The organism is Gilliamella apicola (assembly GCF_000599985.1).
In the GTDB taxonomy this organism is placed as follows: Bacteria; Pseudomonadota; Gammaproteobacteria; order Enterobacterales; family Orbaceae; genus Gilliamella; species Gilliamella apicola.
The window spans coordinates 2,844,473-2,866,974 of sequence record NZ_CP007445.1; the positions used below are offsets into that span (position 1 = coordinate 2,844,473).

Consider the following 22,502-nt stretch of genomic DNA (forward strand, 5'->3'; position numbering starts at 1 on the left):
TTCATGTCTTTTGAATTTTTATTAGGCTCTATTGGAATTGGACTTATTTATGCACTAGTTAGTTTAGGTGTTTTTATATCATTCCGTTTACTCGATTTTCCAGATCTTACGGCTGATGCCAGTTTTCCTCTTGGAGGGGCAATTTGTGGTCTATGTATTTACGTAGGTATTGATCCTTGGATAGCAACATTGTTAGGTATGTTTGCAGGTTGTATTGCTGGAGCAATGACTGGAATATTGTATGTTAAACTCAATATATTACAATTACTTTCAAGTATCATTGTCATGATAGGTCTTTATTCTATCAATTTAAGAATATTAGGTATTGGACCTTATATTATGGACGAAACACCAAGATTGGCTGGTTCACCTAATCTTTCTTTACTTGATGCCAAAACAATATTTTCACCATTTATTGCTGAGGATTACAGTAACCAATATATTGTACAACCACTTATGATATTAGGTTTTGTAATTCTATTTTGGTTATTACTCAATCTCTTTTTAAATACTAAAATGGGATTAGCTTTAAGAGCAACAGGAACCAACCAACGAATGGCTAAATCTCAAGGTATTCCAACTGGTGGTATCACGATTCTTGGTATGGCAATATCGAATGGTTTAATTGCTCTTGGCGGTTCATTATTCGTACAAACCCAAGGCGGAGCAGATATTACAATTGGCGTAGGTACTATAGTTATAGGGCTTGCATCAATTATTATCGGTGAAAGTATTTTTCCAACTAAGCGTATTTGGGCCGTGATGCTGGCAGTTATTTTTGGTTCGATTTTATATCGCTTGTTCATTGCGTTTGCACTTAGTAATGAATTTTTACAAGAAATTGGTGTTGGAACCGAGGATTTAAACCTTATTACAGCAATCTTGGTAGTACTTGCTTTAGTCTTACCTAAACAGTTAAAAAAGCACTCAAAGAAAAGAGGAAGTAAACATGATTAAAGTTGGAGAATTACAATTAACTTTTAATCAAGGAACACCTATCGAAAATCATGTATTACGAGGATTAAATCTTAATATAAGCGAAGGTGAATTTGTCACAATTATAGGTAGTAATGGGGCAGGAAAAAGTTCATTACTCAATGTAATTAGTGGTGATTTACTTTCCGACTCTGGTAGTGTCATTATTAATAGAAAAAACGTAACACGCTGGCCGGCATGGAAAAGGGCTGGTTTAGTTGCTCGAGTATTCCAAGATCCAATGGTAGGGACTTGTGAAAACTTAACCATTGAAGAAAACCTTGCTATTGCTTATAACCGAGGTCATAGTTTTACATTATCTCCAGCCCTAAATAGAAAATTACGCACAATATTTAAAGAAAAACTTGCGACATTAAATTTAGGTTTAGAAAATCGATTGTCTGATATGATGGGATTACTTTCTGGAGGACAAAGGCAAGCAGTGAGTCTATTAATGTCAACACTACAACCATCTAAGATATTACTGCTTGATGAACATACCGCTGCTCTAGATCCCAAAACAGCACAATTTGTTTTAGAATTAACCGATCAGATTGTTTCTAAAAATCATTTAACAACCATGATGGTTACCCACTCTATGAAACAAGCATTAGAGTACGGTAATAGAACAGTAATGCTTCATCAAGGTCAAGTCGTACTTGACGTGTCTGGAGAAGAACGCACTAAGCTTACAGTAAACGATTTGCTAGCTATGTTTGAAAAAACGCGTGGCGAAAAGGTTACTGATGATGCATTACTTCTAGGGTAATCAACCAAATTAAAAAGCAATATTTAAAAAGATATTGCTTTTTTATTCAAAATTGAGTTCATTGACATCTGAATGATTTAAATATCAATTATCTTTGCCTAAAATCCAGAACATCAAAACTACGTTAAAATAAAAAGATTTCATAAAACTAATAAAATATAGTTTTATCAATTGATGACATATAGTTATATTAATTCAAATAAAACTAGCAGTGTAAATACCCCATTGTTAGCACACAAACCAAGTAGAAAATCATACTATTTGCTTCATGTTTCTATATTCAATTGGTGTCATATTATTTAATGCTTCATGCGGTCTTTCTGTGTTATATATTTCTAACCACTCTTCGGTTATTTTTCTTACTTGTTCCAGATTTTTAAATAAATACAGATCTAATACCTACGTTCGATATGTGCGGTTAAATCGTTCTATATAGCCGTTTTGATAAGGACTACCTGGTTTAATATAATCTAGGGTTATTCCATGTGATTTTGCCCAGCTTGTAAATCTGTTTGAGGTAAATTCTGTGCCATTATCAACGCGTATTTTTAATGGATAACCGTGATATTGAGCCAGTCTGTCTAAATAACGGGTAATTCTACCTGCCGATAAACTGACCGCAATATCAATGCCTAATGCCTCTCGATTAAAGTCATCAATAACATTAAAGGTTCTAAATCGGCGGTGATTTTGAGAACTATCACTCATAAAATCCATTGACCAACATTCTCCCAAACGACTTGGTACTGATAATGGCTCTGGATAACGTTGGGGCAATCGTTTATTGCGTTTAGAACGAATATTGAGTTTTAACTGACAATAAACTCGATAAATCCGTTTATGATTCCACGTATATCCCAGTTTCCTGATTCGATGAAAACACTTAGGAAATCCCCAACGTAAATGCTTGTCTGTTATTGACTTAAGTAATGAAATAATCATAGTGTCATCTGCCGATTTAGGTTGATAGTAGTAAGCACAGCGACTTAAATTCACAATAGTGCAACTCATTTTAATTGTTATACAGTATTGTGACTGTAGTGTTTGTGCCCAACTCTTACGAACTGCCGTCGGCACTATAGCTTTTTTATTATTTCTTGCTGGAGCTGAGAAGTTAAACTTAATTCAGCATACATCTGTTTAAGTTTACGATTTTCAGCTTCCAGCTGTTTTAACCGCTTAATGTCCGATGATTGCATACCACCATATTTATCTCGCCATTTATAAAAAGTAGAAACGGCCATACCATATTTACGGCAAAGCTCTTTAATAGGGATACCAACTTCAGCTTCTTTTAAAATGGAGACAATTTGGTGTTCCGATAATTTTTTCATATTGAAATTCTCCTTAAAATTCTAATTAAAAATATTATAGAGAATTTTCTACTTTTTTATGTACTATTTTAGGGGATAGTTACAGCAGGATAAAAAAATTTAGTAAATCTCATTCTACGATGAATGGTAAAACACCATATAAAACTTTTAGACAAAATAGGATTAAATAGCCTTTTTATTAGAGATTATAATGCTCTCAATCCTGATTTTTATATTTTTCAATACATAATCTTCCTATTTATAACGCTAACAAGTATCAATCAATTCCTTCGTTTAATAGTCATGTTTCATTTATTAAGAATTAGTAATATTTGATAATTAAATTATGATAGTTGTAAACTATTGCAATATAGCTTTTTTATTAATAAATCATATGAATCTATCTTTTTTTGCTATTATCTTTCCCGTCTTTTAAGAAATATAAAAGTCTATGACATGATTAAAAAACAGTCTTAAAAATATTATTTATTCTTAATAAGGTATACGTAAAAATGAAAGCATTATCAATAATTGCATTAATATTTTCGGCATTATCAATATTTATTCCTGTGATGGGAGTATATATTGCTATTATAAGTAGCATATTTGCATTAATTACATTTTGTAAAGAACCTACAATCTCAGAGATTACATTTGGAATTAATATAATTAGTACAGCATTTCTTTCACCGTCATTGGCATTAACGGCATCTAGTGTGGCCAAGTCCGGAGAAGAGGCAATAAATGTATACATGTTTTTTGTTGGTTTCCATATCGTTTTGATGTTAATAGCATTTATAATATTATTTGTTTTTAAAGGAAAAAATAAAAAACTCTATAATAATATTTTAAATAAAACATTTTTAATGCAATAAATTAACTTATTGCATTAAAAAAGCCAGAAGATAATGTTCAATTAAACTACTTCTAGAAAATTTCAATCTCATCGGTGTGGCACATTTTTCCAATTGATATAAATAATGGTGTTAAAGTTGACTACATCAAATGTGAAAAATAAAATAACACCTACATAATGAACCAAATAAAAAAAGGAAACAAATGTCGCCTCAATGATATAACTAAATAATCATACGCAAACACACTATGGTCAAAATATTCAGAATTAAGTTTAACAACAAACAGTATTTTGAATATACCTTATCAAATGTACATATTTCCATCAGTAAGCTAACCATCACCTTTTGCGTAGGTAAATCTATCCTTGATAAATAGTCAGGTAACTTACACCGACTAAAACTAGTCACCTTGGAATAACCACGGATTATGGATTTATAAAAAGAAATAAAAGAACTAAAAATGGTGAATGATATTTAAAAAAAGACGCATATGTGCTTCATCAACAATACCAATCAATGAATAACCGTTATCCCTTATCACATTATCCGTTAATGCTAGTATGCCGATTATTTGAAGTGCGTAAACTAGTTATTATGCCTAGGTAAAATAAATCAGCCAATATCACTCAAAGAGTATAAAGAAGTATTGACAATATAAAGCTCGTTTAGATGAGCCTCTAAGTTTAGTGTATGATGATATCAAGTCTCAGAAACAATAGTAAACTGAGTACTTAAAAAGTTGCAGTATGCAGTAGGACATAAATTCATGTATAAAATCGATACAGGTACATCACCACTATAATATCACTCACTATTCCTTTGCGATGCAATTTAATCCTAATTCGCAGAATATTGCTTATTATCCAAGATTAATATGAATAATTTCATAATTTTTCTTGTAATTGTTGGCGAACATTCATTAAAGCAAATCCAAGCAAATTTTTTCCACGCCAGATTAACGGATTATCAATATTAGGATCATCCATAGACAATCCTATCCCCCATATTTTATCAACAGGGCTTGCTTCTACTAATATTCTTTGTTTGGTTGATAATATAAAATCAGTTAACTTTGGATTCTGTGAAAACTTAGCAAAATTACCATTTATGACTATGTTGAAGCAGTGTGCATCCCAAATATCTGGTATGAAGCCTTTGACTTGCCGTCCTAATGATTTTGCTAATCCAGGAGAATTAGCAGTAAGTATTTTTGATAATATTTCCTCATCACCAAATAATCTTGCCTTCTCAGCCATCATATAATGTTCTGCTGTTGGATAGTAAATATTATCAACCTCAAAACGACTTGGATACCATTGGCTAAAACAACTTTTTGTTATGATAGAAGGTTGCTTTTCTACATGTCCCCAAAAGTAAATATATTTGTATCGCTTACCACTTCTATATTGTTCGCGTAATTTCAATAAATCCATATAAATTCCTTATTATCACTAACGAATATGTTATATGCATTTTCATCGAATACCAATATAGTTTTAGTAAAAAAATAGATTTTGTTTTCAATAGAATAGGACTGCATACCATTAATATAGCTAAGATAAGGATGCTTATGAGAAATATTTAAGGTTATGTATGGATATGTAAGAGAAATATAACGTTATATTTTTATGATAAGGATTTGTATAAAAATTATGTGACTATATAAATAAAATAGTATTCTTAATACTATTATCTAACTTTCTGTAAATTTTAGTAAGTTTTATAATCTCTATATGCAAAAAAGCCCAGCATTCCTGCTGGGCTCTCGCTATATTTAAAAGTCTGGCGGCTCCCTACTCTCACATGGGTAATACCCACACTACCATCGGCACTTCGGCGTTTCACTTCTGAGTTCGGCATGGGGTCAGGTGGGACCACCGCGCTATTACCGCCAGACATATCCTGTCTTCTCTTTATCAATTAGCACATTATCTCATATACGCACTAATCTCTCAATCCGGAACAAACTGTTCGATTACCTTGTAATCACTCTATCGCGTACCCAAAACAACTCCGAGTTGTAAGGTTAAGACTCTCGGTTCATTAGTATCAGTTAGCTCAATGTATCACTACACTTACACACCTGACCTATCTACGTCTTAGTCTCAAACGGACCTTACTGACTCTCATCAGGGAAAACTCATCTCGAGGCTAGTTTCGTACTTAGATGCTTTCAGCACTTATCTATTCCGCACGTAGCTACCGGGCAATGCAATTGGCATCACAACCCGAACACCAGCGGTGCGTTCACTTCGGTCCTCTCGTACTAGAAGCAAACCCCCTCAATTTTCCTACGCCCATGGCAGATAGGGACCGAACTGTCTCACGACGTTCTAAACCCAGCTCGCGTACCACTTTAAACGGCGAACAGCCGTACCCTTGGGACCTACTTCAGCCCCAGGATGTGATGAGCCGACATCGAGGTGCCAAACACCGCCGTCGATATGAACTCTTGGGCGGTATCAGCCTGTTATCCCCGGAGTACCTTTTATCCGTTGAGCGATGGCCCTTCCATTCAGAACCACCGGATCACTATGACCTACTTTCGTACCTGCTCGAGCCGTCACTCTCGCAGTCAAGCTAGCTTTTGCCATTGCACTAACCTCCTGATGTCCGACCAGGATTAGCTAACCTTCGTGCTCCTCCGTTACTCTTTGGGAGGAGACCGCCCCAGTCAAACTACCCACCAGACAGTGTCCCTTACCTCGATTCAGAAGTATAGGTTAGAACATCAAACATTAAAGGGTGGTATTTCAAGGGCGACTCCATGCATACTGGCGTACACACTTCTTAGTCTCCCACCTATCCTACACATTAAGGCTCAATGTTCACTGTCAAGCTATAGTAAAGGTTCACGGGGTCTTTCCGTCTTGCCACGGGTACACCGCATCTTCACGGCAATTTCAATTTCACTGAGTCTCGGGTGGAGACAGCCTGGCCATCATTACGCCATTCGTGCAGGTCGGAACTTACCCGACAAGGAATTTCGCTACCTTAGGACCGTTATAGTTACGGCCGCCGTTTACTGGGGCTTCGATCAAGAGCTTCTGCTTACGCATAACCCCATCAATTAACCTTCCAGCACCGGGCAGGCGTCACACCGTATACGTCCACTTTCGTGTTTGCACAGTGCTGTGTTTTTATTAAACAGTTGCAGCCAGCTGGTATCTTCGACTGACTTCACCTACATCCGCATGGGATTTCAATTACCATCAGCGTGCCTTCTCCCGAAGTTACGGCACCATTTTGCCTAGTTCCTTCACCCGAGTTCTCTCAAGCGCCTTAGTATTCTCTACCTGACCACCTGTGTCGGTTTCGGGTACGATTAACTATAACCTGAAGCTTAGAGGATTTTCCTGGAAGCAGGGCATCAATTACTTCACTACCTTAGTAGCTCGTCATCACGCCTCAGAGTCTTAGTGACCGGATTTGCCTAATCACACCCCTACACGCTTAACCCACCATCCAATAGGTGGTAAACCTAGCCTTCTTCGTCCCCCCATCGCAGTTATAGCCAGTACGGGAATATTAACCCGTTTCCCATCAGATACGCCCTTCGGCCTCTCCTTAGGGGTCGACTCACCCTGCCCCGATTAACGTTGGACAGGAACCCTTGGTCTTCCGGCGAGCGGGCTTTTCACCCGCTTTATCGTTACTTATGTCAGCATTCGCACTTCTGATACCTCCAGCATACCTCACAGTACACCTTCTACGGCTTACAGAACGCTCCCCTACCCAACACACTTTCATGCGCTGCCGCAGCTTCGGTGCATAGTTTTAGCCCCGTTACATCTTCCGCGCAGGCCGACTCGACTAGTGAGCTATTACGCTTTCTTTAAATGATGGCTGCTTCTAAGCCAACATCCTAGCTGTCTAAGCCTTCCCACTTCGTTTCCCACTTAACTATGACTTTGGGACCTTAGCTGGCGGTCTGGGTTGTTTCCCTCTTCACGACGAACGTTAGCACCCGCCGTGTGTCTCCCATGATTAAACTTGTCAGTATTCGTAGTTTGCATCGGGTTGGTAAGCCGGGATGGCCCCCTAGCCGAAACAGTGCTCTACCCCCAACAGTTACTCATGAGGCGCTACCTAAATAGCTTTCGGGGAGAACCAGCTATCTCCCGGTTTGATTGGCCTTTCACCCCCAGCCACAGGTCATCCGCTAATTTTTCAACATTAGTCGGTTCGGTCCTCCAGTTAGTGTTAACCAACCTTCAACCTGCCCATGGCTAGATCACCGGGTTTCGGGTCTATACCCTGCAACTTAACGCACAGTTAATACTCGGTTTCCCTTCGGCTCCCCTATTCGGTTAACCTCGCTACAGAATATAAGTCGCTGACCCATTATACAAAAGGTACGCAGTCACTATCACCCAACGGTAACAGCTCCCACTGATTGTACGTACACGGTTTCAGGGTCTATTTCACTCCCCTCCCGGGGTTCTTTTCGCCTTTCCCTCACGGTACTGGTTCACTATCGGTCAATCAGGAGTATTTAGCCTTGGAGGATGGTCCCCCCTTCTTCAGACAGGATATCACGTGTCCCGCCCTACTCTATAAGCTTCCACATAATGCATTTTCATGTACGGGACTTTCACCCTCTATCGTGCGACTTTCCAGACGCTTCCATTAATACATTATGCTACCCGCTTGGGCTTCTCCCCTTTCGCTCGCCGCTACTTAGGGAATCTCGGTTGATTTCTTTTCCTCGGGGTACTTAGATGTTTCAGTTCTCCCGGTTCGCCTCATCTGACTATGGATTCATCAGATGATAGTACAGTCGCCTGTACTGGGTTTCCCCATTCGGACATCAACGGTTATAGCGCCTTTTATCGACTCACCGTTGCTTTTCGCAGATTAACACGTCCTTCTTCGCCTCTGATTGCCTAGGCATCCACCGTGTACGCTTAATTTCTTAACCTTACAACTCACAGTTGTCTTGGTTTTTATTACGCTTTCTTCTCTTTCTTACTTCAAACCAACATACTTTCATACATCAGTTCAACATAAAAACGAGAACTCGTTTCTTTCAGCTTGTTCCTAATTGTTAAAGAGCTTTATACTTCTATTCACTTTACCATCCACCGACTTCAAGTAAATACAAACATAATTTTATTAAAAAGTAACTTCATCACATTTTATGGCGTCCCCTAGGGGATTCGAACCCCTGTTACCGCCGTGAAAGGGCGATGTCCTAGGCCTCTAGACGAAGGGGACTTAATTACTTCTTCTTTTATAAACAAACAATCTGTGTGAACACTTACGAGCTCTTCGTAAGGAGGTGATCCAACCGCAGGTTCCCCTACGGTTACCTTGTTACGACTTCACCCCAGTCATGGACCACACCGTGGTAAACGCCCTCCCGAAGGTTAAGCTATCTACTTCTGGTGCAACCCACTCCCATGGTGTGACGGGCGGTGTGTACAAGGCCCGGGAACGTATTCACCGTGACATTCTGATTCACGATTACTAGCGATTCCGACTTCATGGAGTCGAGTTGCAGACTCCAATCCGGACTTAGACGTACTTTATGAGGTCCGCTTGCTCTCGCGAGGTCGCCTCCCTTTGTATACGCCATTGTAGCACGTGTGTAGCCCTGGTCGTAAGGGCCATGATGACTTGACGTCGTCCCCACCTTCCTCCGCTTTATCAACGGCAGTCTCCTTTGAGTTCCCGGCCTAACCGATGGCAACAAAGGATAAGGGTTGCGCTCGTTGCGGGACTTAACCCAACATTTCACAACACGAGCTGACGACAGCCATGCAGCACCTGTCTCACAGTTCCCGAAGGCACTCCCGCATCTCTGCAAGATTCTGTGGATGTCAAGACCAGGTAAGGTTCTTCGCGTTGCATCGAATTAAACCACATGCTCCACCGCTTGTGCGGGCCCCCGTCAATTCATTTGAGTTTTAACCTTGCGGCCGTACTCCCCAGGCGGTCGATTTATCGCGTTAGCTTCGGAGCCCATCACTCAGGGCAACAAACTCCAAATCGACATCGTTTACAGCGTGGACTACCAGGGTATCTAATCCTGTTTGCTCCCCACGCTTTCGCATCTCAGCGTCAGTATCTGTCCAGAAGGCCGCCTTCGCCACCGGTATTCCTCCACATCTCTACGCATTTCACCGCTACACGTGGAATTCTACCTTCCTCTACAATACTCTAGTTAACCAGTTTTAAGTGCAATTCCTAGGTTGAGCCCAGGGCTTTCACACCTAACTTAATTATCCGCCTACATGCCCTTTACGCCCAGTCATTCCGATTAACGCTCGCACCCTCCGTATTACCGCGGCTGCTGGCACGGAGTTAGCCGGTGCTTCTTCTGTAATTAACGTCAATTGATGCACCTATTAGATACACCACCTTCCTCATCACCGAAAGTACTTTACAACCCGAAGGCCTTCTTCATACACGCGGCATGGCTGCATCAGGGTTTCCCCCATTGTGCAATATTCCCCACTGCTGCCTCCCGTAGGAGTCTGGACCGTGTCTCAGTTCCAGTGTGGCTGGTCATCCTCTCAGACCAGCTAGAGATCGTCGCCTTGGTAAGCCATTACCCTACCAACTAGCTAATCCCATATGGGTTCATCAAATGGCGCATGGCCCGAAGGTCCCATGCTTTGGTCTCTCAACTTTATGCGGTATTAGCAGTCGTTTCCAACTGTTGTCCCCCTCCATTCGGCAGATCCCCATACTTTACTCACCCGTCCGCCACTCGTCATCAAGTGCAAGCACTCATGTTACCGTTCGACTTGCATGTGTTAAGCCTGCCGCCAGCGTTCAATCTGAGCCATGATCAAACTCTTCAATTTAAAGTTTGATGCTCAATAACTGTTTCTGACATATTCAAATGAATCTTCAGTGTCACTTATCAAGACTTAATTTTTTTAGTCCGTAGACTTTTAATCTTTCGTCTCGCAAGTGCCCACACAGATTGTCTGTTTCTTCTTTTTAAAGAGCTGACAGCTTTTCTAAGTCAACTAAGCTTATCACTCAGTTTGCTGTCTCAAGGGATGCGTATACTACGCTACACCTTTTTATTCGTCAAGATCTTTTTTCAAAATTTTTGACCTTGCTCACTAACACTAGTTTCGTCTGCTTGTCGCTGACGCCGTGTCAGTGGATGCGCATTATAGGCACTTTAAATTTTACTGCAAGTGTTTATTGCTATTTTTTTTCTGTTTGTGTTTTTTTTGCTCTAAATGCATTCAAAGCATACTAAAACTAGACGTTTTATATCAAATTACTGTTTTAATTTACTTGTATAAACTATATTGTTTTATACTAAAAGAATTCATAATGATTAAATTAATATATAAAGTATGCAGCGTTTATTCTAAATACTGCATTTAAATAATCACTAATCTAAGATTCTATTTTTATCTTTTTTGGTAAATCAGCTAAACTGTCAATGACCCAATCAGCTTGAGCTAATGCTTCATCCGTTACTATATCCCCTGTTTTTACTAACACTGTTTTTTTAACACCGGCACGCTTGCCTGATAATAAGTCAGAAATTCTATCACCAACCATATATGAATTGGCGATATCTATATTTAGCTCTTTAGCTGCGGTTTGAATCATACCTGGATTAGGTTTTCGACACTCACATGTATCAACTAAGGGATCATGTGGGCAATAATAGATACCATCTAAATCTACACCTCGATCTTGTAATGACCAATCCATCCATTCTGTTAGGACATTGAATTGTTCTTCTGTGAATTTATTTCTTGCAATCCCTGATTGGTTAGTTGTAATAACCAACAAAAAGCCCATTTTTTTCAGTTCTTGCATTGCATCAATGACACCATCAATAAAATGAAATTTATCAATTGTATGTACATAATTATAATCGATATTAATGGTCCCATCTCGATCTAAAAAAATAGCTGGTTTCATATTAACTTGTTTCCCTTTTGTCTGGATATTCCGCGAGTTTGCATAGCATATTATTGATTGACTTAGATGTCTAGACGTCTTAATATTCACCTATTCACACATTGTCTTTATACATTATGATAGAACTACAACATATTTCGAAAGTATTTGAACATAATAAGATGCCAATTCATGCATTAAAGGACATTACAATTCATGTACCCAAAGGTAAAATTTATGGTGTTATTGGTAAGTCTGGTGCAGGAAAAAGTACACTTATTCGCTGTGTCAATCTTTTAGAAAGACCTACTAGCGGTAAAATATTTTTTGATAATCAAGAGATCACCCATTTATCAAATCGTAAACTTATAGAAGTACGACGCAAAATTAGCATGATTTTTCAGCATTTCAATCTGCTTTCTTCACGAACGGTATTTGATAATATTGCATTTCCACTTGAGCTAAATAAAACACCTAAAGCCGTTATTAAACAAAAAGTCAGTGAGCTTATTGATTTAGTTGGATTAACTGAAAAAGCGAATGCCTATCCAGCTAATTTATCAGGCGGTCAAAAGCAACGTGTTGCTATAGCAAGAGCTTTAGCTAGTGATCCCAAAGTATTATTATGTGATGAAGCAACCAGTGCGCTTGACCCTGAAACAACGCGTTCTATTTTAGCATTATTAAAAGATATTAATAAAAAATTAGGTTTAACCATTTTATTAATTACTCATGAGATGGATGTCGTGAAACAAATTTGTGATCAAGTTGCCGTTATTAGTAATGGAGAACTAGTTGAGCAATCATCGGTCGGAGAAATGTTTTCGCATGCAAAAACGGATATTGCTCGTCAATTTATTCAATCAACTTTACATCTTAATATTCCTGAAGATTATTTAGTAAAACTTTCTTCTGAATATAAAGAAGGACTTAATCCTTTGGTTAGTTTTGAGTTTACTGGGGTTTCAGTTGATTTACCTTTATTATCACAAATTTCTAAAGAGTTTAATATTGATAGCAACATTATTAGTGCACAAATGGATTATGCAGGAGGTGTTAAATTTGGATTAATGTTAGCTGAAATAAGAGGAACCCCCAGAAGCACAGCATCAGCAATTCAGTTTTTAGAAAAAAATAACACTAAGGTAGAGGTGCTTGGTTATGTTTGATTTTATCCCATCATTTAAGCCTTTTGAGTCATTATTTAGATATCTAGCAGGACACAACTTTTGGACAGATTTTGTGGCATTTTGTTCTTCATTTAACGGATTTAATGAAGCTATGCTATTTAAAATGGCACAAGCAACGGATGAGACATTATATATGGTTATCCTGTCAGGTTTTTGGGGGACAATAATAGGTTTACCAATCGGTATATTACTTTATACAACCCGTAAAGGACAAATTTTAGATTGTTATGCAACCAATAGCACTCTTTCATTCATTACAAACGTGTTTCGTTCCATACCTTTTATTATATTAATTGTTTGGATTATTCCATTTACTACAATTTTAATGGGAACTTTTATCGGTAAACAAGCAGCAGTGGTTCCATTAAGTATTGGAGTATCTCCATTAATTGCACGTATGATTGAAAATGCATTACTGGATGTACCTAAAGGGCTAATTGAGGCTGCTCGTTCAATGGGCGCAACCCCATTACAAATTATATATAAAGTTCTATTACCTGAATCATTACCGGTAATAGTCAACAGTATGACAATTACATTAATTACTCTTACCGGTTATATTGCCATGGCTGGAGCTGTTGGTGCTGGTGGTTTAGGTCAACTTGCGATTCAATATGGTTACAACGGTTACAAGCCTGCTATAATGAATACAGTTTTAATTATATTAATTGTTATTGTTTTTATCATACAATTTATTGGCAATAGGATTGTCAAACGTGTTACGCATCACTAATTTTGGAGGAATTTATGTCTATTAAAAAGCTAGCACTCATTACCACATTGGTAAGTTCATTTTTTTTAACTGGTTGTGATGACAAACAATCAGCAGTTTCAGATAATAAATCAGAAGAACCAACTCAAGTTAGTACGGTTAAAGTTGGTGTTATTTCTGGTCCTGAACAAGAAGTTGCAGAAGTTGTTAAGCAACAAGCGAAGGAGCTTTATAACCTTGATGTTGAACTGGTTATTTTTAATGATTATGTTACACCAAACCAAGCTTTAAATGATGGCTTAATCGATATTAATGCTTTTCAACATAAACCTTATTTAGACGAACAAATAAAAGAACGCGGATATAAACTAGCTGTTGTCGGTAACTCATTTGTTTACCCTATTGCTAGCTATTCCCATAAATTAAAACCAATTGATAACGCAACTGAAACAGATGAAGGTGTAAAAGTAACTTCACCTCGTGGCGAAACTTTCTTTATTGCCACTAATTCAACTATTGCAATTCCAAACGATCCAACCAATTTAGGTCGTGCATTACTCTTATTACAACACGAAGGAATGATTACCGTTGATAAAACAAAAGGTTTACTACCAACCGTTCTTGATATCACAAGTAATCCTTATAATTACAAAATTGTTGAGCTTGAAGCACCAATGCTACCGCGTTCATTAGATGACGCACAAATTGATCTTGCTATTATCAATAATGCATTTGCAGGACAAGCAAATTTAACACCAAGCAAAGATGGTATATTTGTAGAGGATAAAGAATCACCATACGTTAATATTATTGTTGCCCGAGAAGCTGACAAAGATAATGAGAACGTCAAAAACTTTGTTAAAGCCTATCAAACCGATGCGGTAGCACAAAAAGCCGATCAAATTTTCAATGGTGGTGCAATTCGTGGTTGGTAATGATTTATGAATTATCAACTATAAATATCTTTCCGCTGACCAATAAATCAGCGGAAAGATAATATACAAAGAATCAATAAAACTATTTAAATTTTGCTATCAATGAATAAAAATCTTAAATAATGACATATCAAATCAAACCTATCGGTATTATTCATTCCCCCTACAGCGAAAAATTTGCTGTTCCTCGACAACCCAATTTAGTTACCGCAGGTCAAGGCGAACTTCATCTATTAGCACCATATAATAATCCTGTTAGTATTAAAGGATTAGAACAATTTTCACATTTATGGTTATTATTTCAGTTTCATCATATTGAGCCAGAAAAGTGGCGTTTAGCTGTGCGTCCACCGCGCTTGGGTGGAAATAAAACATTAGGTGTATTTGCCACCAGATCACCTTTTCGCCCCAATCATATTGGACTTTCAGCTGTTGAATTAAAAAATATTGTCATTAAAAATAAGCAAATTATTTTGAAATTAGGAAGTATTGATTTAGTTGATGGAACGCCAATTATCGATATTAAACCTTATTTACCCTATTGTGATAGTTACCCTACTGCTACTGCCGGTTATGCTCAATCAGAGCCTGAAAAAAAAATCACAGTTGAATTTTCACCACGAGCACGATTGATCTTAGCAACATACCTATCAACTTACCCACACTTAACAGAATTAATTACACAGGTTATTTCTCAAGATCCAAGACCTGCATATAAACAAAATAATATTGAACAACAAGAATATGGGCTGACACTTTACCAATTCAATATAAAATGCAAAATAAGTAACCAACATGCAATTGTTGAAGATATCTTTATGGATAAGAAGAAATAGGTAAAACTTGCAAATTGTTATTGATAAATAATAAAGGCAATAGTTTTTATTACTCTTTAACAGTTGACAATAAATCTAATAATATATCGAAATAACAATACATTAACGTTTATGAAAATTTTCAGGTTAGGTACATATTTTAATAGAATTAACTAAAAATTTTTTTGTAAATATTCTTTACAAAAGAATCATCTTAAACAAACAAAAAAGACTAGTATATTTACATAACTTTGATACATTAAATATGGGTTTAATTTCCCTATATTTCCCTTAACCACTAAAATTTCATAAATTTTAGTGGTTCTTTTAAGCGGAAAATTAATGATATTGAGGATGATTTTTCTTTCTCATTTGAGCAATATCGATCGTATCGAAGATGTAATGCTTCCCACAATAATCACAATGAATATCAATCTTCCCATCATCTTCATTTAGAATTTCATCAATTTCGTTAGCGGGTAATGTCATTAAACTATCTTCGCAACGTTGACGAGAGCATCCGCATTTAAAAATAATATCATGAGTTTCAAAAAATCTAACTTCTTCTTGATTGTAAAGACGATATAGAATTTCTTCAGTTGATAGCCCAAATAACTCATCACTGGTAATTGTTTCAGTCAAAACACTAAGATGCTCAAATGAATCCGTTGTATTTTCATTGCTAGGTAAAACTTGCAATAAAATTCCTGCAGCCATTAATTTACCTTCAAACAAACCAGTTTTAACAAACAGCCTAGTCGGTAACTGTTCTGACTGCATAAAATAGTTTTCTATACAGCCTATTAATGAATCTTTTTCCAAACTAACTATACCTTGATAACGTTCGCCATTTTTTGGTGTAATTGTGATAACTATATAGCCATTACCTACCATATCTTTAAGTGAAGCATCATCAGCAATGCTACTATTGATTCGAGCAACACCTCGCAATTCTTGCTGATTATTACCATTAACTACAGCTAGAGTTAGTGGTCCATCACCCTGTAATTGTACAGCAATATCACCTTCAAACTTTAAAGTAGCAGTTAGTAAGCTGGTTGCAACTAATAATTCACCTAATAATTTTTGTACTGCTATTGGATAATTATGATTATCTAAAATAGCTTGGTATGTCTGTTCAAGTCGGGTAATTTCACCTCGAATAGGATGATTATCAAATAAAAATCGATTTAAAGTATCCATATTAGTTGTTGTCACCTTTTTGTCTATCATATTTAAATTTAAGCAAATTTCGTCGCTCTTTTTTATCGGGTCTTCTATTAGGATGCGGCATAGTTAATGCATTAAGCTTGCGTGCTTCTGCCATTTTATCGCGCTTAGCAATACTATCGAGGGTTTCTCGATAAAGAAATTGGGCTTCAGTGGCAGTTCTTCTTTGACTGCTAATAGCCAAAATTTGAATCGTTTTTTGTTCAGAACCTTGACGAAGTGTTAACATTGCCCCTACTTCGACAATTTTACTAGGTTTAGCACGTTGCCCATTGTAGTGAACTTTACCACCATCAATCATTTCTCTGGCTATAGAACGGGTTTTATAAAACCTTGCAGCCCACAGCCATTTATCTAATCTTACTAACTCCATCACCACCTCATGTAATTTTATTATCAAAGCCAGTTTGATATTAAAATATATACAGCCGATTAAATAGCTTGTTACAAATTATATAAGATTGCTTTTTTTAAAATCAATGTTGTGGGTTAACAATAAACTCATTACCATTTGTTACAAATGTACCTGATAAACTAAATGGTGAAATGTCACCATGCAAATCGGCACTATAATGGGAAGCGTTAGGAGGTTCTTTAACTAATTTCCATTCGTCAAGAAGTAAACTACTTATACCGTATGCGGAGATGTGCAATGATAAAAATTCAGTTTGCAATGGATTAACTTTGGCAACAGCCTCAACCATTCCACCACTTACCAATGAACTAAAATTCAATAGGGCATTATACTGCGAATCAAATTTTACCACCAGATCAGGATAGTTAACATCAACCCCATTAATAGAACCTTTTTCGGCTTTAAAAAATAAAGTTCCAAAATATAAGCCTAATTTTTTATCTTTTACTAAAACTACATCAGAACCAGAAACTTCGAAATTATTTAAAGTAAATGGATAAGTTGGATTAGTATTAATTAACATGCTTGGTAACACTGTTAATTCATTGATTGCAACTTGACTAACGACGTCTGGCAATAAAAGTTGCTCTAATTTTTCGGTTATTTTATAATCAATACCTGCTAATAATAATTTATTTAAATATAATGAGTTATTCTTCCATATACCAGAAAAATTCACATTGCCATTATTCCAAGTTGCCATTGCTTTTTGGATATCGACTTGTTGATCATCTAATGCTAATTGAAGCAATACTGATGAAAACGTATTATTATGCCAGACAACACTATCAGCATTAAAAATAATAGAACCATCCTCAACATGCCATCGATCATCATACCGTAAGTTAGCTGTTTCAAGGTTACCTTTATCAATAATTAAAGACGGCAACTGTATACTGCTTTCAAAAATAGACAACTGACGAAGCGTTAATTTTGGTAATATAGATAAATATTTATCAAAATAATTATTATCCGTTGTTTGAAAATGAATGTTGCTTATCTTTAACTGTTCAATATCCAAACTATTATCTGATAATATTTTTAATTTACTCACAAAGAAACCTTTATCAAAGTTCCCTCCCAAGTTAGTAATGGAAGTAATATTATCGCGATGAAATCCTTGAATAAGAACTTTATTCATTGGTAGTTGGTTAAGGGAAACCTGTTGTGAAGTTAAATCAAACTGATACTGTCCATCACCTGATGAACTAAATTGTTTAATACCACCGTTTAACTGTGTTAAAGATAAATTTATTTGCCCATTATTAAAGGAAGTATTAACGATAGAATCAACTAATTTTAATGTATCTGCTGTAAAATTATCATGTTTATTATCTGGATTATAATTAATTACACCATTTATAACAGTAATATACTTAAAGTGCTTTAATTGCCAAAGATTATTTTTGTCTAACCCAATAACTAATTTTGGAATCTTAACTATTTCCTGTTTTTCATCACTAATAATTACATTATCAAATGATAATTCATATAAATTTGAAAGTGAATGATGCATATTATCAATTGATATAGTATAAGAGCTTAATTTTGATAGTTGTTGACTGGCTATTTTTGCACCAAACGAAGTCTGTAACAAAAAATAAGGTAAAAAAACAAAAAAACAAAGAATTGTCGATAAAATAATTATAAAAAGTTTTAATCGTCGCATAAATAGACTAATCACTAAAATAAATTATTTAATAATTACATTACGATACCCCATTTTAATTAAAATAGCATCTGATTTCGATACAAATGATTTGTGATTAAGTCAGTTTTAAAGTTAATATATAAAAATATGTGTATTTAAAATAACAAATAAAATAAATAATTTTCCTACTTTATTTAAAGGTAGGTTTGCTATTTTTTTATTTATTAAAAAGTAAAACGGGAGAAACAGAGATGAAACAAATCCCAATGACGGTAAAGGGAGCAGAATTATTACGTGCGGAATTGGAAGAACTGAAAAATGTTAAACGACCGCAAATTACAGCAGCTATTGCCGAAGCTAGAGCACACGGGGATTTAAAAGAAAATGCCGAATATCATGCAGCAAGAGAACAACAAGGTTTTTGTGAAGGGCGTATTCAAGAAATCGAAGGTAAATTATCACAAGCACAAATTATCGATATTACTAAAGTAAAAAATACTGGGCGAATAATTTTTGGTGCAACAGTTACGGTAATAAATGTAGATACGGATGAAGAAACCACCTATCGTATCGTTGGTGATGATGAAGCTGACTATAAACGAAATCTTATTTCAGTTAACTCTCCGATTGCAAGAGGCCTAATAGGCAAAGAAGATGGTGATACAGTACAAATAAAAACACCTGGCGGTAATGTTGAATTCGATATTGTTAAAGTTGAATATATTTAAATTAAAAAATGAACAGGGCTTATATGCCCTGTAACAATTTCTATTTAGGTAATGAGATTTTCTTCTCGTCACTTGGTCTAAAAATGGTAAAAATAGATCCGACTTGTTGAACGGCTAGCGCATTTGTTTCGCGGATAATTGCTTCACAAATTAGCTTTTTAGTTTCGCGATCTTCTGCAGATATTTTAATTTTGATTAATTCATGAAAATTTAGGGCATTTTCAATTTCAGCTAAAACGCCTTCGGTAAATCCGTTAGCACCAATCATCACTATAGGTTTAAGGTGATGAGCTTCACTTTTTAAATACTGTTTTTGTTTATTCGATAAATTCATTAATTTTTTATCACATTAAGTTGTAATTTGGTTATTTTACCCTTATATATATGAGTAATCAATTGAAGTAACTATCTTATACTAAGGATTTATTATCTGTGAGTAACAAAAAACGATCAGCAAGTTCAACGCGTTGGCTTAATGAACATTTTAATGACCGTTTTGTGCAACAGGCACAAAAAAAAGGACTACGCTCAAGAGCGTGGTTTAAATTAGAAGAAATTCAAAAAAGTGATAAATTATTCAAACCAGGCATTACTGTAGTTGATTTAGGGGCAGCGCCCGGTGGTTGGTCACAATATGTTGCCTCATTGATTGGTAATAAAGGGCGCATTATTGCATGTGATCTACTGCCTATGGATCCTATCGTTGGAGTTGATTTTTTACAGGGTGATTTTAGAGATGAAGTCGTTTTGAAAGCATTATTAGAACGAGTTGGAGAAGAAAAAGTCCAAGTTGTTATGTCAGATATGGCTCCAAATATGAGTGGACAACCAGCTGTTGATATACCTAGAGCAATGTACTTAGTTGAACTTGCGCTTGATATGTGTAGAGATGTGCTTGCACATAATGGCAATTTCATCGTAAAAGTCTTTCAAGGCGAAGGATTTGAAGAGTATTTAAAACAAGTACGCGCTATGTTTAAAACAGTCAAAATTCGTAAACCAGAAGCATCACGAGCAAGATCTCGAGAAGTTTATATTGTTGCAACGGGTATGAAGTAGCCAGTTTAATAAATTTGTAGTACCATACTTCGTTAATTTTGGTCGTAACTATTATTTTTATGAGGGGTTTTTCTTTTGAACGACATGGTGAAGAATTTACTGATTTGGGGAGTAATTGCTATAGTGTTAATCGCTGTATTTAACCAATTTAGCGTTATATCTAATGGGCTCCCTCAAGTTAATTATACTCAATTTAATTCTGATATTGCCAACAAAAAGCTCAAAGAAGTGCATATCAATGGACGTGAAATTACTGCTACAACCAACGGTAATGAAAATTATGTTACCTATATTCCTTATTATGATGATAAATTAATGGATGATTTGGTGCTCAATAAAGTCGCGGTATATGGCCAACCTGAAGAGAGACCAAGTTTATTAGCCAATATTTTAATTTCTTGGTTTCCAATGGCAGTATTTGTTGGCCTTTGGTTCTTTGTCATGCGCCAAATGAATGGAGGTGGTAAAGGTGGACCAATGGCGATCGGCAAAAGTAAAGCCCGAATGTTAACACCCGATCAGGTCAAAACCAAATTTGCCGATGTTGCTGGCAGTGAAGAAGCTAAGCAAGAGGTAACTGAAGTCGTTGATTTCTTACGTGATCCTGGTAAATATCAAAAATTAGGTGGGCGAATTCCAAAAGGAATTTTAATGGTTGGGCCTCCAGGTACGGGTAAAACATTACTGGCAAAAGCAATCGCTGGTGAAGCCAATGTACCATTCTTTAGCATTTCAGGTTCTGATTTTGTTGAAATGTTTGTCGGTGTAGGTGCTTCCCGTGTAAGAGATCTCTTTGAACAAGCGCGTAAACACGCCCCTTGTATTATTTTTATCGATGAAATTGATGCAGTTGGACGTAAACGTGGTGCTGGCTCTATGGGTGGTCACGATGAACGAGAACAAACATTAAATCAAATGTTAGTTGAAATGGATGGATTTGAAACCAATAGTGGTATTATCATTATCGCAGCAACTAACCGTGTAGATATACTTGATCCAGCTTTACTTCGTCCTGGTCGTTTTGACCGACAAGTACAAATTGGTTTACCTGATATGAAAGGACGAGAACAAATCTTAGCCGTACATGTGCGTAAAATTCCACTAGGTCCTGATGTTGATTTATCGGTATTAGCGCGTGGTACACCTGGTTATTCAGGAGCAGAATTAGCCAATTTAGTTAATGAGGCTGCTTTATTTGCTGCCCGACGTAATAAACGTCTTGTTACTATGGATGAATTTGAAGAAGCCAAAGACAAAATCAATATGGGTACAGAAAGACGTTCATTAACCATGACCCAAGAACAACTCGTTTCAACAGCTTATCACGAAGCTGGGCATGCGATTATTGGCTATTTAATGCCTGATCACGATCCTATCCACAAAGTGACTATTATTCCTCGTGGACGAGCCTTAGGTGTGACTTTCTTTTTACCAGAAGGTGACCGAGTAAGTGAGAGTCGAGAAAAATTAGAAGGTGATATTGCAACCCTTTATGGTGGTCGACTTGCAGAAGAGTTAATCTATGGTACAGATAAAGTATCAACAGGCGCATCAAATGATATTAAAGTTGCAACTCAGTATGCAAGAGCAATGGTAACACAGTGGGGCTTTTCTGAACGTTTAGGACCATTATTTTATGAAATGGATGAAAATTCTGCCTATGGACGACCTAAAGATATTTCAGATGAAACAGCTCGAATCATTGATGAAGAGGTCAAAGCTATAATCGATCGTAATTACCAACGAGCTCGTCAAATATTAACTGATAATATTGATGTACTTCATGCAATGAAAGATGCATTAATGAAATATGAAACTATTGGTTCAAAACAAGTTGCAGATTTAATTGCACGCCGTCCAGTTACTACCCCTGATGATTGGACAGAAAGTGATGAAAAAGCAGCAAATGAGATTCCAAATGAGGGTGCAAGCACAACACCTCCTCAATCAGAAAGTTAATTTGCTCAAAATG

16 protein-coding genes, 1 tRNA gene, 3 rRNA genes and 1 pseudogene are annotated in these 22,502 nt (G+C 36.5%); 10 read left to right on the forward strand and 11 right to left on the reverse strand.

Translation table 11 applies throughout. The annotated features are described in order from the left end of the window. Nucleotides 1-3 precede the first annotated feature (3 nt). A complete protein-coding gene (locus tag GAPWK_RS12690; RefSeq protein WP_025316596.1) occupies nucleotides 4-957 on the forward strand; it encodes an ABC transporter permease in 954 nt (317 codons plus the stop codon). Continuing rightward, complete coding sequence (locus tag GAPWK_RS12695) at nucleotides 950-1,744, forward strand: ABC transporter ATP-binding protein (RefSeq protein WP_025316597.1); 795 nt, start codon at nucleotides 950-952, stop codon at nucleotides 1,742-1,744. The genes GAPWK_RS12690 and GAPWK_RS12695 overlap by 8 nt, the downstream gene beginning before the upstream one ends. A 252-nt stretch (nucleotides 1,745-1,996) precedes the next feature. On the opposite strand, the pseudogene GAPWK_RS12700 reads toward GAPWK_RS12695, so the two are convergent. Continuing rightward, nucleotides 1,997-3,078 (reverse strand): annotated as a pseudogene (locus GAPWK_RS12700) (IS3 family transposase). 491 nt (nucleotides 3,079-3,569) lie between these two features. On the opposite strand from GAPWK_RS12700, the gene GAPWK_RS12710 reads away from it, so the two are divergent. Further along, on the forward strand, nucleotides 3,570-3,932 hold the full coding sequence (locus tag GAPWK_RS12710) for a hypothetical protein (protein WP_025316598.1): 363 nt from the start codon (nucleotides 3,570-3,572) through the stop codon (nucleotides 3,930-3,932). A gap of 866 nt (nucleotides 3,933-4,798) precedes the next feature. Here GAPWK_RS12710 and GAPWK_RS12715 read toward each other — a convergent pair. The 6 genes from GAPWK_RS12715 to gmhB all read right to left on the reverse strand — a co-directional run bounded on the left by GAPWK_RS12715 (nucleotide 4,799) and on the right by gmhB (nucleotide 11,816). Beyond that, nucleotides 4,799-5,347, reverse strand: a complete 549-nt coding sequence (locus GAPWK_RS12715) for an NADAR family protein (RefSeq protein ID WP_025316599.1) — start codon at nucleotides 5,345-5,347, stop codon at nucleotides 4,799-4,801. A gap of 347 nt (nucleotides 5,348-5,694) precedes the next feature. Beyond that, a 5S ribosomal RNA gene (rrf, locus tag GAPWK_RS12720) occupies nucleotides 5,695-5,810 on the reverse strand. 126 nt (nucleotides 5,811-5,936) lie between these two features. Next, nucleotides 5,937-8,835, reverse strand: a 23S ribosomal RNA gene (locus tag GAPWK_RS12725). Between the two features lie 220 nt (nucleotides 8,836-9,055). Further along, nucleotides 9,056-9,131: transfer RNA gene (locus GAPWK_RS12730), tRNA-Glu, on the reverse strand. 57 nt (nucleotides 9,132-9,188) lie between these two features. Next, nucleotides 9,189-10,726, reverse strand: a 16S ribosomal RNA gene (locus GAPWK_RS12735). Together the 16S, 23S and 5S rRNA genes with 1 tRNA gene alongside form the textbook arrangement of a ribosomal RNA operon. A 553-nt stretch (nucleotides 10,727-11,279) precedes the next feature. Then, complete coding sequence (gene gmhB / locus GAPWK_RS12740; RefSeq protein WP_025316600.1) at nucleotides 11,280-11,816, reverse strand: D-glycero-beta-D-manno-heptose 1,7-bisphosphate 7-phosphatase; 537 nt, start codon at nucleotides 11,814-11,816, stop codon at nucleotides 11,280-11,282. A 116-nt stretch (nucleotides 11,817-11,932) separates the two neighbouring features. Here gmhB and metN point away from each other — a divergent pair, with 116 nt between their 5' ends. The 4 genes from metN to tsaA all read left to right on the forward strand — a co-directional run bounded on the left by metN (nucleotide 11,933) and on the right by tsaA (nucleotide 15,468). After that, entirely contained in the window at nucleotides 11,933-12,964 is a 1,032-nt protein-coding gene (metN, locus tag GAPWK_RS12745; RefSeq protein ID WP_025316601.1) for a methionine ABC transporter ATP-binding protein MetN, read from the forward strand. A 112-nt stretch (nucleotides 12,965-13,076) separates the two neighbouring features. Next, nucleotides 13,077-13,718, forward strand: coding sequence for a methionine ABC transporter permease (locus tag GAPWK_RS12750; protein WP_025316602.1), 642 nt, complete (start codon nucleotides 13,077-13,079; stop codon nucleotides 13,716-13,718). A 14-nt stretch (nucleotides 13,719-13,732) separates the two neighbouring features. After that, nucleotides 13,733-14,632: a MetQ/NlpA family lipoprotein gene (locus tag GAPWK_RS12755; protein ID WP_025316603.1), complete on the forward strand. Its 900-nt coding sequence runs from the start codon at nucleotides 13,733-13,735 to the stop codon at nucleotides 14,630-14,632. Nucleotides 14,633-14,751: 119 nt separating this feature from the next. Further along, on the forward strand, nucleotides 14,752-15,468 hold the full coding sequence (gene tsaA, locus GAPWK_RS12760) for a tRNA (N6-threonylcarbamoyladenosine(37)-N6)-methyltransferase TrmO (protein ID WP_025316604.1): 717 nt from the start codon (nucleotides 14,752-14,754) through the stop codon (nucleotides 15,466-15,468). A gap of 318 nt (nucleotides 15,469-15,786) precedes the next feature. On the opposite strand, the gene hslO is transcribed toward tsaA, so the two are convergent. The 3 genes from hslO to GAPWK_RS12775 form a co-directional block, all read right to left on the reverse strand. Continuing rightward, a complete protein-coding gene (gene hslO / locus GAPWK_RS12765) occupies nucleotides 15,787-16,680 on the reverse strand; it encodes an Hsp33 family molecular chaperone HslO (protein WP_038517571.1) in 894 nt (297 codons plus the stop codon). Further along, a complete protein-coding gene (gene hslR, locus GAPWK_RS12770) occupies nucleotides 16,652-17,050 on the reverse strand; it encodes a ribosome-associated heat shock protein Hsp15 (RefSeq protein ID WP_038517576.1) in 399 nt (132 codons plus the stop codon). Before hslR ends, hslO begins: the two co-directional genes overlap by 29 nt. Before the next feature lie 103 nt (nucleotides 17,051-17,153). Next, nucleotides 17,154-18,761 carry a hypothetical protein gene (locus GAPWK_RS12775; protein WP_025316607.1) on the reverse strand — a complete coding sequence of 536 codons (1,608 nt, stop codon included), beginning with the start codon at nucleotides 18,759-18,761 and terminating at the stop codon, nucleotides 17,154-17,156. A 233-nt stretch (nucleotides 18,762-18,994) separates the two neighbouring features. On the opposite strand from GAPWK_RS12775, the gene greA reads away from it, so the two are divergent. After that, nucleotides 18,995-19,471, forward strand: a complete 477-nt coding sequence (gene greA / locus GAPWK_RS12780; RefSeq protein WP_025316608.1) for a transcription elongation factor GreA — start codon at nucleotides 18,995-18,997, stop codon at nucleotides 19,469-19,471. A 40-nt stretch (nucleotides 19,472-19,511) separates the two neighbouring features. Here the strand turns inward: greA and yhbY are convergent, their stop codons facing one another. After that, nucleotides 19,512-19,805: a ribosome assembly RNA-binding protein YhbY gene (gene yhbY, locus GAPWK_RS12785; RefSeq protein WP_025316609.1), complete on the reverse strand. Its 294-nt coding sequence runs from the start codon at nucleotides 19,803-19,805 to the stop codon at nucleotides 19,512-19,514. A gap of 98 nt (nucleotides 19,806-19,903) precedes the next feature. On the opposite strand from yhbY, the gene rlmE reads away from it, so the two are divergent. Both rlmE and ftsH read left to right on the forward strand, forming a co-directional pair. Further along, nucleotides 19,904-20,530 (forward strand): 23S rRNA (uridine(2552)-2'-O)-methyltransferase RlmE, encoded by a 627-nt coding sequence (gene rlmE, locus GAPWK_RS12790; protein WP_025316610.1) that lies wholly within the window; start codon nucleotides 19,904-19,906, stop codon nucleotides 20,528-20,530. A gap of 75 nt (nucleotides 20,531-20,605) precedes the next feature. After that, on the forward strand, nucleotides 20,606-22,489 hold the full coding sequence (gene ftsH, locus GAPWK_RS12795; RefSeq protein WP_407919843.1) for an ATP-dependent zinc metalloprotease FtsH: 1,884 nt from the start codon (nucleotides 20,606-20,608) through the stop codon (nucleotides 22,487-22,489). The last annotated feature ends 13 nt before the right edge of the window (nucleotides 22,490-22,502 follow it).